Origin of the sequence: Pseudomonas sp. PLMAX (assembly GCF_046042685.1) — a bacterium.
In the GTDB taxonomy this organism is placed as follows: domain Bacteria; phylum Pseudomonadota; class Gammaproteobacteria; order Pseudomonadales; family Pseudomonadaceae; genus Aquipseudomonas; species Aquipseudomonas putida_AE.
In genome coordinates this window covers 3286170-3300707 of record NZ_CP064949.1, presented here as the reverse complement: position 1 = coordinate 3300707, position 14538 = coordinate 3286170, and the positions used below count along the sequence as shown (strand labels likewise).

At 62.3% G+C, this 14538-nt stretch carries 10 protein-coding genes; 8 read left to right on the top strand and 2 right to left on the bottom strand.

Going from position 1 to position 14538, the window contains the following annotated elements; genetic code table 11:
• Positions 1–196 precede the first annotated feature (196 nt).
• Positions 197–1819 (top strand): MFS transporter, encoded by a 1623-nt coding sequence (locus tag DKB71_RS15315; RefSeq protein ID WP_408600926.1) that lies wholly within the window; start codon positions 197–199, stop codon positions 1817–1819.
• A 237-nt stretch (positions 1820–2056) separates the two neighbouring features.
• On the opposite strand, the gene DKB71_RS15310 is transcribed toward DKB71_RS15315, so the two are convergent.
• Complete coding sequence (locus tag DKB71_RS15310; protein ID WP_272606185.1) at positions 2057–2425, bottom strand: DUF427 domain-containing protein; 369 nt, start codon at positions 2423–2425, stop codon at positions 2057–2059.
• 243 nt (positions 2426–2668) lie between these two features.
• Here DKB71_RS15310 and DKB71_RS15305 point away from each other — a divergent pair, with 243 nt between their 5' ends.
• Positions 2669–4612, top strand: coding sequence for a DNA topoisomerase III (locus tag DKB71_RS15305; RefSeq protein WP_408600925.1), 1944 nt, complete (start codon positions 2669–2671; stop codon positions 4610–4612).
• Between the two features lie 94 nt (positions 4613–4706).
• On the opposite strand, the gene DKB71_RS15300 is transcribed toward DKB71_RS15305, so the two are convergent.
• Complete coding sequence (locus tag DKB71_RS15300; RefSeq protein WP_323606043.1) at positions 4707–5582, bottom strand: LysR substrate-binding domain-containing protein; 876 nt, start codon at positions 5580–5582, stop codon at positions 4707–4709.
• Between the two features lie 109 nt (positions 5583–5691).
• Between DKB71_RS15300 and DKB71_RS15295 the strand changes: the two genes are divergently transcribed.
• The 6 genes from DKB71_RS15295 to DKB71_RS15270 all read left to right on the top strand — a co-directional run bounded on the left by DKB71_RS15295 (position 5692) and on the right by DKB71_RS15270 (position 13886).
• Complete coding sequence (locus DKB71_RS15295; RefSeq protein ID WP_408600924.1) at positions 5692–7218, top strand: ABC transporter substrate-binding protein; 1527 nt, start codon at positions 5692–5694, stop codon at positions 7216–7218.
• 75 nt (positions 7219–7293) lie between these two features.
• Positions 7294–7965, top strand: coding sequence for a dimethylsulfonioproprionate lyase family protein (locus DKB71_RS15290; RefSeq protein WP_408600923.1), 672 nt, complete (start codon positions 7294–7296; stop codon positions 7963–7965).
• Positions 7962–8915 (top strand): ABC transporter permease, encoded by a 954-nt coding sequence (locus tag DKB71_RS15285; protein WP_274076289.1) that lies wholly within the window; start codon positions 7962–7964, stop codon positions 8913–8915. The genes DKB71_RS15290 and DKB71_RS15285 overlap by 4 nt, the downstream gene beginning before the upstream one ends.
• Positions 8912–9805: an ABC transporter permease gene (locus tag DKB71_RS15280; protein ID WP_274076288.1), complete on the top strand. Its 894-nt coding sequence runs from the start codon at positions 8912–8914 to the stop codon at positions 9803–9805. Before DKB71_RS15285 ends, DKB71_RS15280 begins: the two co-directional genes overlap by 4 nt.
• A gap of 23 nt (positions 9806–9828) precedes the next feature.
• Positions 9829–11871, top strand: a complete 2043-nt coding sequence (locus DKB71_RS15275; protein ID WP_408600922.1) for a dipeptide ABC transporter ATP-binding protein — start codon at positions 9829–9831, stop codon at positions 11869–11871.
• A gap of 275 nt (positions 11872–12146) precedes the next feature.
• Entirely contained in the window at positions 12147–13886 is a 1740-nt protein-coding gene (locus DKB71_RS15270) for a dipeptidase (protein WP_408600921.1), read from the top strand.
• Positions 13887–14538 lie beyond the last annotated feature (652 nt).

Below are 14538 nucleotides of genomic sequence, written 5' to 3'. Positions count from 1 at the left end.
ACACGGACATGTAGGAGCCGGCTTGCTGGCGATTACGGTGGATCAGTCAACGTCAATGTCGCCTGATTCGCCGCCATCGCCGGCAGGCCGGCTCCCACAGGGAACGCGTACACCCGCATCGACAGTAGCGGCACCCGCCCACAAGGCCGGCGCCGACAGTGGAACAACAAAAACAATCACTGTGAGGGATACCGATATGTCAGAACACGTTCAACCCCTGGAAGCCGTGCGCAGCGCGGGCACCAGCCAGGAAACCCAGAAAGTCATCTTCGCCTCGTCGCTCGGGACGGTATTCGAGTGGTATGACTTCTTCCTCTACGGCGCCCTCGCGGCGGTGATCAGCAAGCAGTTCTTCGCCGGGGTCAACGACACCACGGCGTTCATCTTCGCCCTGATGGCGTTTGCCGCCGGTTTCATCGTCAGGCCGTTCGGTGCCCTGGTGTTCGGCCGTTTGGGGGACATGATCGGGCGCAAGTACACCTTCCTCGCCACCATCGTGCTCATGGGCCTGGCCACCTTCTGCGTCGGCTTGCTGCCCACCTACGCGAGCATCGGCATCGCCGCGCCGATCATCCTCGTGGTGCTGCGCATGCTCCAGGGCCTGGCACTGGGGGGTGAGTACGGCGGTGCCGCGACCTACGTGGCAGAACACGCGCCAATGGGCAAACGCGGATTCCACACCAGCTGGATCCAGTCCACCGCCACCCTTGGCCTGTTGCTTTCGCTGCTGGTGGTACTCGGCTGCCGCTACTTCACGGGCGATCAGTTCGAAGTCTGGGGCTGGCGCATTCCGTTCCTGTTCTCGATCATCCTGCTGGGCATCTCCACCTGGATTCGCCTGAGCCTGCACGAGTCGCCTGCGTTCGTGAAAATGAAAGAGGAAGGCAAGCTCTGCAAGTCGCCGATCCGCGATTCCTTCGGTAAGTGGGAAAACCTCAAGGTGGTCCTGATCGCCCTGTTCAGCATCAACGCCGGGCAAGCGGTGACCTTCTACGCGGCGCAGTTCTATGTCCTGTTCTTCCTCACCCAATTCCTGAAAATGGACCCCGCCGTGGCCAACGGCCTGCTGATCGTCAGTGTGACCATCGGCGCGCCATTCTTCATTTTCTTCGGCTGGCTGTCGGACAAGGTCGGGCGCAAACCGGTGCTGATGCTCGGCCTGCTGCTCGCCACGGCGTTGTACTTCCCGATCTTCAAGACCCTGGCCCACTACGCCAACCCGGCCATCGACCAGGCCAGCCGCCAGGCCCCGATCACCGTGCTGGCAGACCCGGCCACCTGCACCTTCCAGTTCGACCCGGTGGGCAAGGCGAAATTCGACAGCCCCTGCGACAAGGTCAAGACCTTCCTGGTCAAGCAGGGCCTACCGTATCAAAGCGAAGCGGCTCCGGCCGGCAGTGGCGTGCAGGTCAGCGTCGGCGACGTGAAGATCGACGGTTTCGACGAAGCGGCCCTGCGTGGCGCGGTGACCCTGTCCGGTTACCCGCAACAGGCCGACATGCAGCAAATCAACAAGCCGATGATCGTGGCGCTGATCGTCGCCCTGATCATCATCTCCGCCATGTGCTACGGCCCGCTGGCGGCGCTGATGGTCGAACTGTTCCCGACCCGCATCCGCTACACCTCGATGTCCCTTCCCTACCACATCGGCAACGGCTGGTTCGGCGGGTTCCTGCCGACGGTGTCGTTTGCCCTGGTGGTCTATACCGGCGATATCTTCTACGGGCTGTGGTATCCGGTGGTGATCACCGGGGTGAGCCTGGTGGTGGGGCTGCTGTGCCTGCGGGAGACGCGTAACGTCGACCTGGATAAGAACTGACGTAAACCCTCAATGAGCCTTCGCCTGCAGGAACCAACTGCCGGCGAAGGCGGACCTATAGCCGCTACGGCCGCACCCGATCCACTGTAGGAGCTGGCTTGCCAGCGAAGACGCCCTCACATCCGCACAATCTCCCACGGCTATACCCGATCCCACTGTAGGAGCTGGCTTGCCAGCGATGGGGCCCGACAGACCAGCAAAAAACTCAAGACCGCCTTCTCCGCCTTGCCCGCGAACTCACTCATCAATATCAATCAACTCAAACGTCACCTGATCCGGATAGAACGCCACATACTCCTGGATCTGCCTGACCGACACCTTGGGGTTCTCATAGCTCCACACCGCATTGGCACCTTCATGCCCCGGCACCTGCAAACTGAAATAACTGGCATCGCCCTTGTACGGGCAATAGCTGGTGTGGTCGGTACGGGCGTAATACTTTTCGTCGATGTCCTCGCGCGGCACGTAGTACACCGGAGGGTAATTGGCTTCCAGCAGCACCAGCGCACGAGCGGACGCTGCCACTTGAAAGCCGTGAAACTTCACCAACAGGCAGCCGGGCTGCTCGGCGATGGTGATGACAGGGCTGGGACCGGAGCTTTTCATGGAATGCGCACCTCTCACGGTGATGGACCTGTAACAGCAGGGCTGCACAACGCCCCGGAAATCTCGGTTTATCAGGTATAACCCAAGTTGCGGACCCGCGACGACTGCGCAGCCGAACGGATTCATCCGGTTGGGTAACCACGCGCAACGCTTTTGCTGTACATCCATACAGATAAAGATTGCTCTCGCGCCCGACTCCCGCCATCCTGTGCTCCTCCCGGACACTGATCGACGATGGTGGTTATGCGGCTGTACCTCTGTGAAAAACCTTCCCAGGCCAAAGACATTGCGGCCGTGCTCGGCGCGCGGCGGCGCGGTGACGGCTGCTGGCTGGGAACGGACGTCACGGTGACCTGGTGCATTGGCCACCTGCTGGAAACCGCTCCCCCGGACGCCTATGACGCGCGCTACAAGCGCTGGGTGCTGGCCGACCTGCCGATCATTCCCGACAAATGGAAAATGACCGTCAAGCCGCGCACCGCCAGCCAGTACAAGGCGGTCAAGCGCCTGCTCGGCGAAGCGTCCGAGCTGGTGATTGCCACGGACGCCGACCGTGAGGGCGAAATGATCGCCCGGGAACTGGTCGAACATTGCCGCTATCGCGGGCCCATCCAGCGGTTGTGGCTCTCCGCGCTGGACGATGCCTCGATCCGCAAGGCCCTCGCCGCACTCAGGCCCGGTGCGCAGACCTTCAGCCTTTATCATTCGGCACTGGGACGTTCCCGGGCCGACTGGCTGATCGGCATGAACATGAGCCGGCTGTTCACCTTGCTGGGACGCCAATCCGGTTATCAGGGCGTGCTGCCGGTCGGCCGGGTGCAGACGCCTACCTTGCGCCTGGTGGTGGATCGCGACCGCAGCATTGCCGACTTCGTGCCCGTGCCCTACTGGGCTGTCGAGGTGCAGTTGCTGCACGACGGCAGCACCTTCACCGCCCAATGGCGGGCCGCCTCCGACGTGTGCGACGACCAGGACCGCTGCCTCAACCAGGCCCTGGCGCAACGGGCGGCAGAGGCCATGCGCACCGCCGCCAGCGCCAGGGTGGTCAAGCTGCGGACCGAGCGGATGCGCGAAGTGGCGCCGCTGCCCTTCGATCTCGGCACCTTGCAGGAAGTCTGCTCGAAAAAGCTCGGCCTCGGCGCCCAGGAAACCCTCGACATCGCCCAGGCGCTCTACGAAACCCACAAGGTCATCACCTACCCGCGCAGCGACTGCGGCTACCTGCCCCTCAGCCAGCACAGCGAAGCACCGGGCATCCTCGCAGCGCTGCGCCAGGCCGACCCGGCACTGAACGTCTTGCACGACTACCTGGAACCCCAGCGCCGTTCACGGGCCTGGAACGATGCCAAGGTCAGCGCGCACCACGGCATCATCCCCACCGCCGCGGCGAAAAACCTCGATCGCCTGATGGGCAAGCAGCGCGCGGTCTACACCTTGATCCGCGCCCGTTACCTGGCGCAGTTCCTGCCCAACCACGAGTTCGACCGCACCCAGGCCGACTTCGATTGCGCCGGCGAGGCCTTGCGTGCCGTGGGCAAGCAAATCGTCGAACCGGGCTGGAAACGCGCCCTGCCCGAAGCCCTCGCACCGGGCAAGGGCCGCGAGGCCCCCGCCCCACAAACCCTGCCCAGCCTGCGGGAAGGACTCGATTGCGTGGTGGCCGACGTGCTACTCAAGGACCTCTGGACGCAACCGCCCAAGCCGTTCACCGAGGGCGACCTGATCAAGGCCATGAAAAACGTCGCCAAACTGGTGGAAGATCCCTTGCTCAAGCAAAAGCTCAAGGACACCACCGGCATCGGCACCGAAGCGACCCGCGCCTCGATCATCCAGGGCCTGCTCGACCGTGGCTACCTGATCAAGCACGGCAAGGCGCTGGCGGCGACCCCGGCCGCTTTCAGCCTGATCGATGCGGTCCCGCGGGCCATTGCCGACCCCGGCACCACGGCCATCTGGGAGCAGGCCCTGGACATGGTGCAGAGCGGGGAAATGAGCCTGGACGAATTCGTCACCAAGCAGGCGGCCTGGATGAGCAAACAAGTCAGCCGCTGCGCCGGCCTGAGCCTGACCATCAGCGGTCCTGCCAGCCCTGCGGGGCGCGGTGCAACGCCGTGGAAAAACAAGCGCAAGCCGGCCAAGCGCAAATCGGCGGGCACCCCCAAACGCAAGGCAAAAACGCCCTTGTAGGAGCTGGCTTGCCAGCGAAAGCGGAGCTACAAACGACACAAATGTCGCCTGACAAACCGCCATCGTCGGAACGCCGCCCGCAGGAAGCCGGCTCCTACACCGACTGTATCCACTCAAGGAAACAGCGGATCGGCGGCTCCTGGCCCCGGCGTTGCACATGCGCCAGGTACCAACCTCCGGCCTGCATCACCTGCGTCTGCACCGGTATGACCAGGCTGCCCGTACGCAGATCGGCCTCCACCAGGAATTCGGGAACCACCACCACGCCCTGTCCGCTGATGGCCGCTTCAATCGCCAGCAAACTGCTGTCGAATCGTGGCGCGTTCTTTTGCACAAGGTCGGGAAGACCGATGCTCTGCGCCCACATCAACGAATCTTCATTGGTGCCCGATATCGCCAGAAACGGAACCTGGCGCAGGTCCTCTGGTGTGGTTATCACCTTGGCAACGTCCTTTGAGCAAACTGCCACCAGCCGCTCCTGCTTCAACAACGTGTACGCAAGGTTCGGTCGATCAGGCGTGCGCGTGTAGATGATCCCTACATCGGCGCGAGCTGGATTGAACTCCCAATCCAGCAGGCTGGCATCCAGGCTGACCGCAATCCCGGGCGAGGCTTCCTTGAATGCCTGGAGCCTCGGGATGAGCCAGCGCACGGCCACGGTGACATAGACCTGCACGGTCAAGGCCGTCTGTGTCTGCTTCTCACGGATGAGGTCGGTGGTGAGCGCGATGCGATCCAGCGCATCCTGGATCACCGGAAAGTACAGTTCGCCCTTTTCATTGAGTTCTACCCGGCCGGGCAATCGGCAAAAGAGCGCCGTCCCAAGGTAACGCTCAAGCGAAGCGATCTGGTGACTGATCGCCGACTGGGTCAGGCTCAGTTCCTCCGCAGCGCCTTTGAAGCTGCGCAATCGCGCAGCGGATTCGAAGACTTTCAGCGTCGACAGGGGGGGTAGCGATCTTTGAATCATGCTTGCTCGCGACGTTATAAAAATTCAAGCGGGGGTTAAATATACTCGTTTGCCCAGGCATCAACGCAATCACATACTCGGCCCATAAAAATAAACCAGGGGCACAGAAATGAAACGTAGTTTGCTTGCATCCTCAGCTTTTGCACTGGCTTTCGGAACATGTTTCCTGTCGTCACCCACGGTCTTGGCCACCGAGCAATGCGTGCGCGTACTGGGGTATGAATCGGACGGCGAGAAACAGACGATGGACCCCGCCGGGTTGATCGGCACCGACAGCGTCTATCACATCCGCGCCGTCTATGAGCCCCTGGTCGACCGTAGCAACACCATGATGCCCATACCGGTCCTGGCGCAATCCTGGGAATCGAACGCCGATGCAACCGAATGGACGTTCCATTTGCGCGAAGGCGTGAAGTTCCACGACGGCTCCGATTTCGATGCCGCGGATGTGGCCTATTCCTATCGTCGCCTGCTGGACCCGGCCATCTCGCCCGGCGGTTTTTCCACCCTCTCCTTCCTCGACCCCGCCGGTATCACCGCGGTCGACAAGAACACCGTGCGCTTCAAGGTCAAGTCCCCGGTGGTCGAACTGCCGATGCTGATCGCGACCAAGTATGCATTGATGGTTCCCGAGGGCGCCAAGGGCACGGACCTGCGCACCCAGGGCAACGGAACCGGGCCATTCGTGCAGCAGACCTTTACCACCAACGGTCCGGTGCGGGTCATGCAGCGCAACCCGCATTACTGGCGCGCCGGCTTGCCCAAGGCGGACTGCCTGGAGATCACCACCAGTCTCGAAGCCACCTCACGGCTGTCGGCGCTCTTGTCAGGCTCCATCGATCTGTCGCTGGTGGTCGATCCGGCGAGCCTGATCACGCTCAAAGGCAACCCGGCGGTCGATCTCGTATCGACGCCTGGGGCAACCTCGCTGTACATCGCGGTCTGGACCGACACGGCGCCCTTCGACAACGTGAAGTTGCGTGAGGCGATGAAGCTGGTCATGGATCGTCAAACCATCCTCAATACCGTGCTGCTGAGCTATGGCGAGGTCGGTGTCGATACACCGATACCACCGAGTTCGCCGCTGGGTCTCAAGACACCAGCGCCCGCAGAAGACATCAAACGGGCCAAGGCCTTGCTGGCCGAGGCGGGTCATCCTGACGGCATCGCCTTCGATCTCTATACGTCCGACTCCTACCCCGGCATGTTGTTGCTGGCGCAGGTCTATGCCCAGATGGCCGCGTCGGCCGGCATAAAAGTCAACGTCATTACCTCGCCGGCCGAGGGTTACTGGGACACCATCTGGCTGAAAAAGCCGGCGGTCATTTCCTACACCAGTGCGCGTCCACCGGCAGAAGCCTTGACGCTGTCGCTCAACAGCGCATCGGAATGGAACGAGACTCACTGGAAACGCGCGGATTTCGACGCGCTGGTGGCCAAGGCCGGGCAAACCCCGGATGAACAAGCGCGCAACCAGCTCTATCGCGACGCCCAACGCATGGTTGCACAGGAAGGCGGCATGATCCTTCCGGTGTTTTCATCGGTCGTGGCGGGCCTGCGCAAAGGCTGCAGCGGCTACTCACCGAACGTCGACGTCAACCGCATCGATTACGCGCAGCTGGACTGCGCAAAGTAGCCCCTCGCCCCACTCGTCCCCTTTGAATTCAATCCAATCCCGGAGCCCGCTGGCTCCGGGGAGGAGCCTGTGCGAATGACACACTCTAATCTGTCCCGATTTCTCCAATGCTTTGCCGACGTGCTGGATCGCGAGGGTCAGCCCGTCGCAAAATCCCACGCCAAACGCCTGCGCTATTTGCAATCGCGCCTGTCGGCCCTTCAGGACGTGCCTGCCGCACGGGTGCCTGTGCAAACATCCTGTGAGGCCGAGCTACGGACTTATGCCTCGGGTTGCCCATTGGCCGACGCGCTGTCCAGGCTCATGCCCGCGCTCCACCTGACTCGCAGCGAGACCTACCTGGCCGCCCCGCCCAGCGCGGACTTTGGCAACAACTACGGCTACGGCGTTATCTGCGGGCCCGAGAGCGGACCACCGGCGCTGATCAAGGACAGCGAAATCTCCTTCGGGCTGATGTTCCTCGGCCCTGCAACCCACTATCCGCTGCATAGCCACCCGGCCGACGAAATCTATTACTCCGTCACCGGACCGTCGTTCTGGCGAACCGGTGACGACGCGTGGTCATCACGGCAGGCCGGTGAGATCATTCATCATCCTTCGTGGATTCCCCATGCCACGCTCGCAGCAGACCGGCCTTTGGTGCTCCTGTACGTCTGGCAAGGCGATCTGGACACCGATGCGGCCTTTCTCCCGGACTGGATGGCGTCGGACTCAACCTTGACCACTCAGGGGGCTGGATCGAAATGACCATTGTGCGGCTTGTCATCAGTAGGATCATGCTGTCGGCGCTCACGCTGCTGCTGGTCTCTGTGCTGATTTTCGTGATTCTCGAAGCCCTGCCGGGCGATGTGGCGACCCGTATCCTCGGCCGCGACGCCACCGCCAAGGCCCTGGAAGTGCTGCGTGCGCAACTGCACTTGGGTGATCCCCCGTTCAGTCGTTACCTGCACTGGCTAGGGGATTTGCTCCAGGGCAACCTGGGGGTTTCGATTGCAACCGGGCGACCGATCGCCGACGTGCTGGGCCCACGCATCATCAACACGCTGTTGCTGTCGCTGCTGGCCTTCGCTCTGTACCTGGTACTGGCCATCGTGCCGGCGGTGATTCAAGCCACACGGCGTGGCAGCAAGGTCGACCACATCATATCGGTGGTAACACTGGTACTGCTGTCGCTACCCGACTTTCTGCTGGCGACGATCTTGCTGTTCATCTTCGCCGTGGCCATGCCCATCCTGCCCGCACTGGCCACGGTTTCCGATGCCAGCACCTGGCTGGACAACCTGCGCGCCATGATCCTGCCGGCCGTGACCCTCGCCATCATCATGGCGGTGTATGCCATCCGGGTGTTGCGCGACAGCCTGATCGAAGTCCTGCGCTCCGACTACGTGCGCCTGGCCGAACTGAAAGGCCTGCGCCCCCATGCGGTGCTTTGGCGCCACGCGATGCCCAATGCGATCGTTCCGGCGCTCAACATCACTGCGCTCAACCTCGGCTTCCTGATTGGCGGCGTGGTCATTGTCGAGCGGGTTTTCTCCTACCCGGGCTTCGGCACCCTGCTGATCGATGCCCTGCAACTGCGCGACCTGCCCTTGATCAAGGCCACCGTGATGATCAGCGCGGCCGTCTACATCGCCGCCAATCTGGTGGCCGACATCGGCGCGGTTCTTCTTCAACCTCGCCTGAGGACAACTCGATGAGTCTCACCAACGCGATGTCCGGATCGCCCACGCAAACATTCCGGGCTTGTCTCGCACACTGGCAAGCGATGCCCGGTGCCTTCAAGGTCGGCTCGATCATCCTCGTGGCCCACGTGCTCTTTGCCCTCCTCGGCGTGTTCTGGACACCCTACGGGTTTGCGCAAATGGGCACCGGCATGCCGCTCTCCGGCATGTCGTGGCTACACCCCATGGGCGTCGATCAAATCGGCCGCGATGTCCTCAGCCGGTTCATGCATGGCGCGCACATCGTCCTGCTGCTGGCCCTGGCCGGCACGACGCTGGGCATGCTCGCCGGTACCACGCTGGGGCTGGTGTCCGGCTATCTCGGCGGCCTGTTCGACGAGATCGTGCAGCGTCTGGTCGAAGCCATGATCAGCATTCCGTTCCTCGCCTTGGCGCTGGTGACGATCATTGCTGCCGGCCCTGCCCTGGCCGGTGAACCGGCGTTGATCGTGCTGGTGGTCGGGCTGGTCTACGCACCGCGGATTGCCCGGATTGCACGGGCGGCCTCGATGGAAATTGCCACGCGCGAGTATGTCGCGGCAGCCCAACTGCGGGGTGAGGGAACCTGGTCCATCGTCCTGCGGGAAATTCTCCCCAACACCGCCAACGTGCTGCTGGTCGAGTTCTCCCTGCGGATCAGCTATGCGCCCATCCTGATCGGCGCACTCGGGTTCCTTGGTTTCGGTATCCGCCCGCCAACCCCCGAATGGGGCCTGATGATCAGCGAGAACCGTGGCCTGCTGATCGCTTCGCCGGTGACGGTGTTCGGCCCGGGCCTGGGCTTCGCCTCCCTGGTGGTGGGCCTCAATCTCTTTACCGACGGGTTATCGAGAATGCTCGGCCAACGCTCAGTGGTCGGTGCATGAATAACAATAAAGAGGTTGGAACCATGACCAAGCTGATCGAGATTCAAAACCTCGGCATCGCCTACGCCGGCCAAACCGGATGGACCGATGTCGTGGAAGGGGTTTGCTTCGACATTGCCCGGGGCGAGACATTCGGCCTCGTCGGCGAGTCGGGTTGCGGAAAATCCACGGTCGCCTATCGGCTGCTCGGCTATGGTGCCGGCAACAGCCGCGTGCAGACCGGCCAGGTGGTGTTCGCAGACACCGACCTGCTCAAGCTCGACACCCGTGCGCTGGCAACGCTTCGCGGCAACCGCATCGCACTGGTCCCGCAGAATCCGACGACCGCGTTGAGCCCGGGCATGCGGGTAGGTCGGCAAATCCGCGAGATGATTGCGACCCACCGCGCCTTGCCCGACGGCATATCCATGGACAAGCGCATCACCGAGCTGTTTGCCCTGGTCGGGCTGCCCGATGTCAGCCGGCGCTATCCCCATGAGTTGTCCGGCGGTCAGCAGCAACGTGTGACGATCGCCATGGCCGTGGCCTGCAACCCGGATCTACTGGTGCTCGACGAGCCGACCACGGGACTGGACGTCACCACTCAGCGCCAGATCATCCAGCTGCTGTCAGATCTTCGCAGCCGCATCGGCATGGCGATGCTCTACGTCACCCATGACCTCGCGTTGCTCGCCCAAATCGCCGATCGCATTGGCGTCATGTATGCCGGCAAACTGGTCGAGGTCGCGCGTTGCGATCAGTTGCTGGCGCACCCAGCCCACCCCTATTCGCGCGGGCTGATCGCCTCGATCCCCACAGTCCTGCACGGCCATGGCGGTGCGCGCGGCCTGCGCGGCATGTTGCGGCGCGACCAGATGGCCGAGGGCTGCAAGTTCGAACCGCGCTGCGACTTCGCCACCCCCGACTGTCGCACGACCCCGCAGCACCTCATACCGGTGGCCGATGCGCAATCGGTCGCCTGCATGCGTTGGTCCGACGTGGCCGCCGCCCAAGCCCCGACACCTGCGCCGGTGATCGCCCTCGCTACCAAACGCGATGCGCACAAGGTGCTGTCGGTGGACGAACTCTCGCTGTCCTACGTGCAGCCGGGCTGGTTCACCCAGTGGCTGGGCAAGAAAATCGTCCCCATCGCGCGTGACATCGACCTTGAGTTGCACAGCGGTGAGATCGTGGCGTTGGTGGGCGAATCCGGCAGCGGCAAATCCACCATCGCCCGCGCCATCAGCGGCCGGCTCGCGCCGGTGTCAGGCAGCATCAGCGTCGACGGCCAGACCCTGGCCCCGACACTCGCCGGCAGGTCCGTGCAGCAGTTGCGGCAGATTCAGTACATCTTCCAGAACCCCGATGCGTCACTCAATCCGCGCCGCAGTATCCGCGCCATCCTTGAGCGGCCACTGCGTCATTTCGGCATCGAATTGAAACCCGACACCCTGGAGACGGTGCTGGAAAGTGTCGGATTGCATGCGGGGTACCTCAGTCGGTTTCCCGAACAGTTGTCCGGCGGCGAACGGCAACGGGTGGCAATTGCACGGGCGTTGCTGGTCAATCCAAAGCTGTTGATCTGCGATGAAATTCTTTCGGCGCTGGATGTATCGGTGCAAACCAGAATCGTCGAACTGCTGCTGGCGCTCAAGCAGCAGCACGGCGTCGCGATGCTGTTCATCTCCCACGACCTGGCAGTCGTGCGGCAATTGGCCGACCAGGTCGCGGTGCTGTATCGCGGGGAACTGATGCAGCGGATCGCCACCGACGCGCTCTTCGATTCGCCCTTGCACCCCTATACCGAAATGCTCCTGCACGCGGCCCCGGGCCTGTGCAAGGATAACTACGTGCCGCCACCGCCAGCCATGCCAGGCTCGCCCTCCATTGCGGGTCAGGGATGCCCCCTGGCGGGTCGCTGCCCCAGGCAGCTCGGAGAGCTATGCGCGCAGGTCCGCCCGCCTTCGCAGAAAACCCGCAGCGGGTTCATTCGTTGCCATATCCCGGTCGCCGAACTGACACAGCAAACGGGAGGCGCAACGATTTCTGCACCTACTCAGGCATTGTCATTTCGGTTGAGAGGCTGATGGGCAATATGTAGGCGCACGGCTTGCCGGCGATAGCGATCCTGTGGCCGCCATCGCCGGAACGCCGCGCAGCAAGCCGTGTTCCTGCAAGCTGTTGAACGAGATTAAACATCGACACTCAGGTTTTTCGATTCTGCGCCGCTTTTGCATTTCTGTGCGACAGATCCCACTTCAGGGGCTGCCCCATCCCACCTTCGCGGTGTAAGTTTGCAGATCTTTCTGACTAAACGATCAGAAGTTTCCTACAGCCCACCTGCAAAGGAATGCCTCCAGCAATGGACTTTTCACTCAAAAAACTGGCCGCGGCCACCCTGATATTCGCCAGCCTGTCGTCGTTCACCCTTGCTGCACAGGCCAACATCACCCCGCAACAGAGCGCGATCATCCTCAAGACGTTCAGTGATGCCTCGGTCACGGATTTCCGCCAGTTCCTGGCCAGCCTGGCCAAGAGCGACGTCGCCAAGACGGACAACCTCGGCCCGGCCATCAGTGCCTTCCAGGACAACAAGACGCTGACGCCTGAACAGCAAAACGAAATCCACCGCCTGCTCGGCCTCTATGCCCGGATCAAGTACGGCAGCGCGGCCACCGAAACCCTGCGTGAACTGGTGGCCATCCCCACCGTGCGCGTCGAGGGCGTTGCCCAGCATGACAATCCCGAGTTCATCAAGATCGCCGGGAAGATCGAGAGCTTGGCCAAGGCGTTCAACCTGAACTTTCGCAACATCGACAACCGCGTCTATGAGATCTCCCTGGAAGGCACGGGCGATGAAGTCGTCGGTATTCACGCCCATGCCGACGTGGTGCCGGTGACGCCAGAAAACTGGGTGCTGCAGGATGGCACCCGGCTCGATCCGTTCAAGGTCACCCTGGTGGGCGATCGCATGTATGGCCGGGGCACCGAGGATGACAAGAACGGCATCGTGGTCGCGCTGTACGCCATGAAGGTCATCAAGGAAGAAAAGCTGCCGCTGGCACGCAACTTCAAGCTGCTGGTAGACACCACCGAGGAAACCACGGGCGACGCCATCCCCTACTACTTCGAACGCAACCCGACGCCCAACTACAACCTGGCGCTGGACGGCGGCTACCCGGTGGTGATCGCCGAGAAAGGCTACGGCACCGTCATGGCCAGCTTCGCCAAGCGCAAGGGTCAGGGCAATGGCGCCGAAATCACCTCGATGACCGGCGGCCTGGCCACCAACCAGATTCCGTCGACCTCGGTCGCCACCCTGGTGACAGACAAGCCCGCAGAGCTGGCCGCCAGCCTGCAACAGGCCGGCACCGAGTATGCCAAGCGCAATGGCGGTAACTTCGAAGTCACCGCCAAGGTGGACGGCAAGGACGTCAAGCTGACCGTCACCGGCGTCTCCGCCCACTCCTCCGAGCCCGAGTCCGGTGTCAACCCGGTGGCCAGGATGCTCGACTTCATCAACAGCCTCGACGGCAAGGTCGCACTCAAGCACAACCACATCACCGACGCCGCCCGCTACGCCGCCGACAACTGGGGGCTGGACTACCTGGGTGGCAAGTTGGGGGTGGGTTTCTCCGATGAGTTCATGGGACCGCTGACCACCTCCCTGACCTATGTCGGGATGGATGAAAAAGCCTTCAAGCTGGCGGTCAACCTGCGCGTGCCGAAGGGCAAGTCGCCGGAAACGCTCAAGACTGAAATCGCTACAAAACTGGATGCCTGGAGCAAGCAGAGCAAGATCGCCCCGGCCTTCGACTACTCCATCGCCGAACCGATGTTCCGCAACCCCGAGGGCGAATGGGTCAAGGCCCTGCTCGCCGTAGCCAGCGAAAACCTCGGCATGGAGCACAAGTTCGGCACCTCCGCCGGCGCCACCTCGGTGCATGAACTGCCCAACGGCGTGCAGTTCGGCCTGGCCATGCCGGACGTCAAATACACCGGTCACAACGACAACGAGTTCAAGACCACCGAGCAGTTCCTGCTCGATCTGCAAATCGTGACCGAGATGATGGGGCGTATCGGGCAGTTGCCTAAGCTTTGATCCACCTGGCGTCCCGCCTTGGGACCTCAGTAAATTGTAACCACACAAATACCCCTCTCCGAGGGTAATGCTGTTCACTTAAGCATGGTGTTGTTAAGAACTGGATTGGGGGGATATCCATTGCTGCGGTAACGGCCACTTATGGTTTCGCTCTTACAGCGAGTCACTTTTGGAAGAGCCTGTACAGAAGAGCCCAAAAGTAACCAAAAGGCTCTTGCCCCACCACTCGGTGCCTCGCTGTGGCTCGGCATGCCGTATCGAAGGCATTGCTCCGTGGGTCGCCGCGATGGGCCGTCCCTGGCCCAGCGCGGCTAAACCGGCGTCCTGCCGGTTTACCCACTACGCAATGCCTGCGTTCGGCCATCGTGGTTTAACGGGGCGCCACGATCAAAGCAAAGCGAGGCGGCCTGACAGCCGACCTGGTTTCAAGTGAGCACGTTCCCCTGGAGGAGCGAGCTTGCTCCCACAATTGGATCGTAGGCAGGTCCCTTAATCAGGTCGGCTGTCAGGCCGCCTCGCTTTTGCTCTGGCTTTTGATTTTCTTGCCCCATCGAGAGGCCGAGTGGAGGTTCTGCGCAGTGGGCAACCCGGCATGGATGCCGGGTTAGCCGCGCTGGGCCAAGGATGGCCCATCGCGGCGGGCCCACGGAGC

What these genes read in the sequence shown, in the direction of transcription:
- DKB71_RS15315 (WP_408600926.1), top strand. Translation starts at nt 197, where the DNA reads ATGTCAGAACACGTTCAACCCCTGGAAGCCGTGCGCAGCGCGGGCACC.
- DKB71_RS15310 (WP_272606185.1), bottom strand. Translation starts at nt 2,425, where the DNA reads ATGAAAAGCTCCGGTCCCAGCCCTGTCATCACCATCGCCGAGCAGCCC.
- DKB71_RS15305 (WP_408600925.1), top strand. Translation starts at nt 2,669, where the DNA reads ATGCGGCTGTACCTCTGTGAAAAACCTTCCCAGGCCAAAGACATTGCG.
- DKB71_RS15300 (WP_323606043.1), bottom strand. Translation starts at nt 5,582, where the DNA reads ATGATTCAAAGATCGCTACCCCCCCTGTCGACGCTGAAAGTCTTCGAA.
- DKB71_RS15295 (WP_408600924.1), top strand. Translation starts at nt 5,692, where the DNA reads ATGAAACGTAGTTTGCTTGCATCCTCAGCTTTTGCACTGGCTTTCGGA.
- DKB71_RS15290 (WP_408600923.1), top strand. Translation starts at nt 7,294, where the DNA reads ATGACACACTCTAATCTGTCCCGATTTCTCCAATGCTTTGCCGACGTG.
- DKB71_RS15285 (WP_274076289.1), top strand. Translation starts at nt 7,962, where the DNA reads ATGACCATTGTGCGGCTTGTCATCAGTAGGATCATGCTGTCGGCGCTC.
- DKB71_RS15280 (WP_274076288.1), top strand. Translation starts at nt 8,912, where the DNA reads ATGAGTCTCACCAACGCGATGTCCGGATCGCCCACGCAAACATTCCGG.
- DKB71_RS15275 (WP_408600922.1), top strand. Translation starts at nt 9,829, where the DNA reads ATGACCAAGCTGATCGAGATTCAAAACCTCGGCATCGCCTACGCCGGC.
- DKB71_RS15270 (WP_408600921.1), top strand. Translation starts at nt 12,147, where the DNA reads ATGGACTTTTCACTCAAAAAACTGGCCGCGGCCACCCTGATATTCGCC.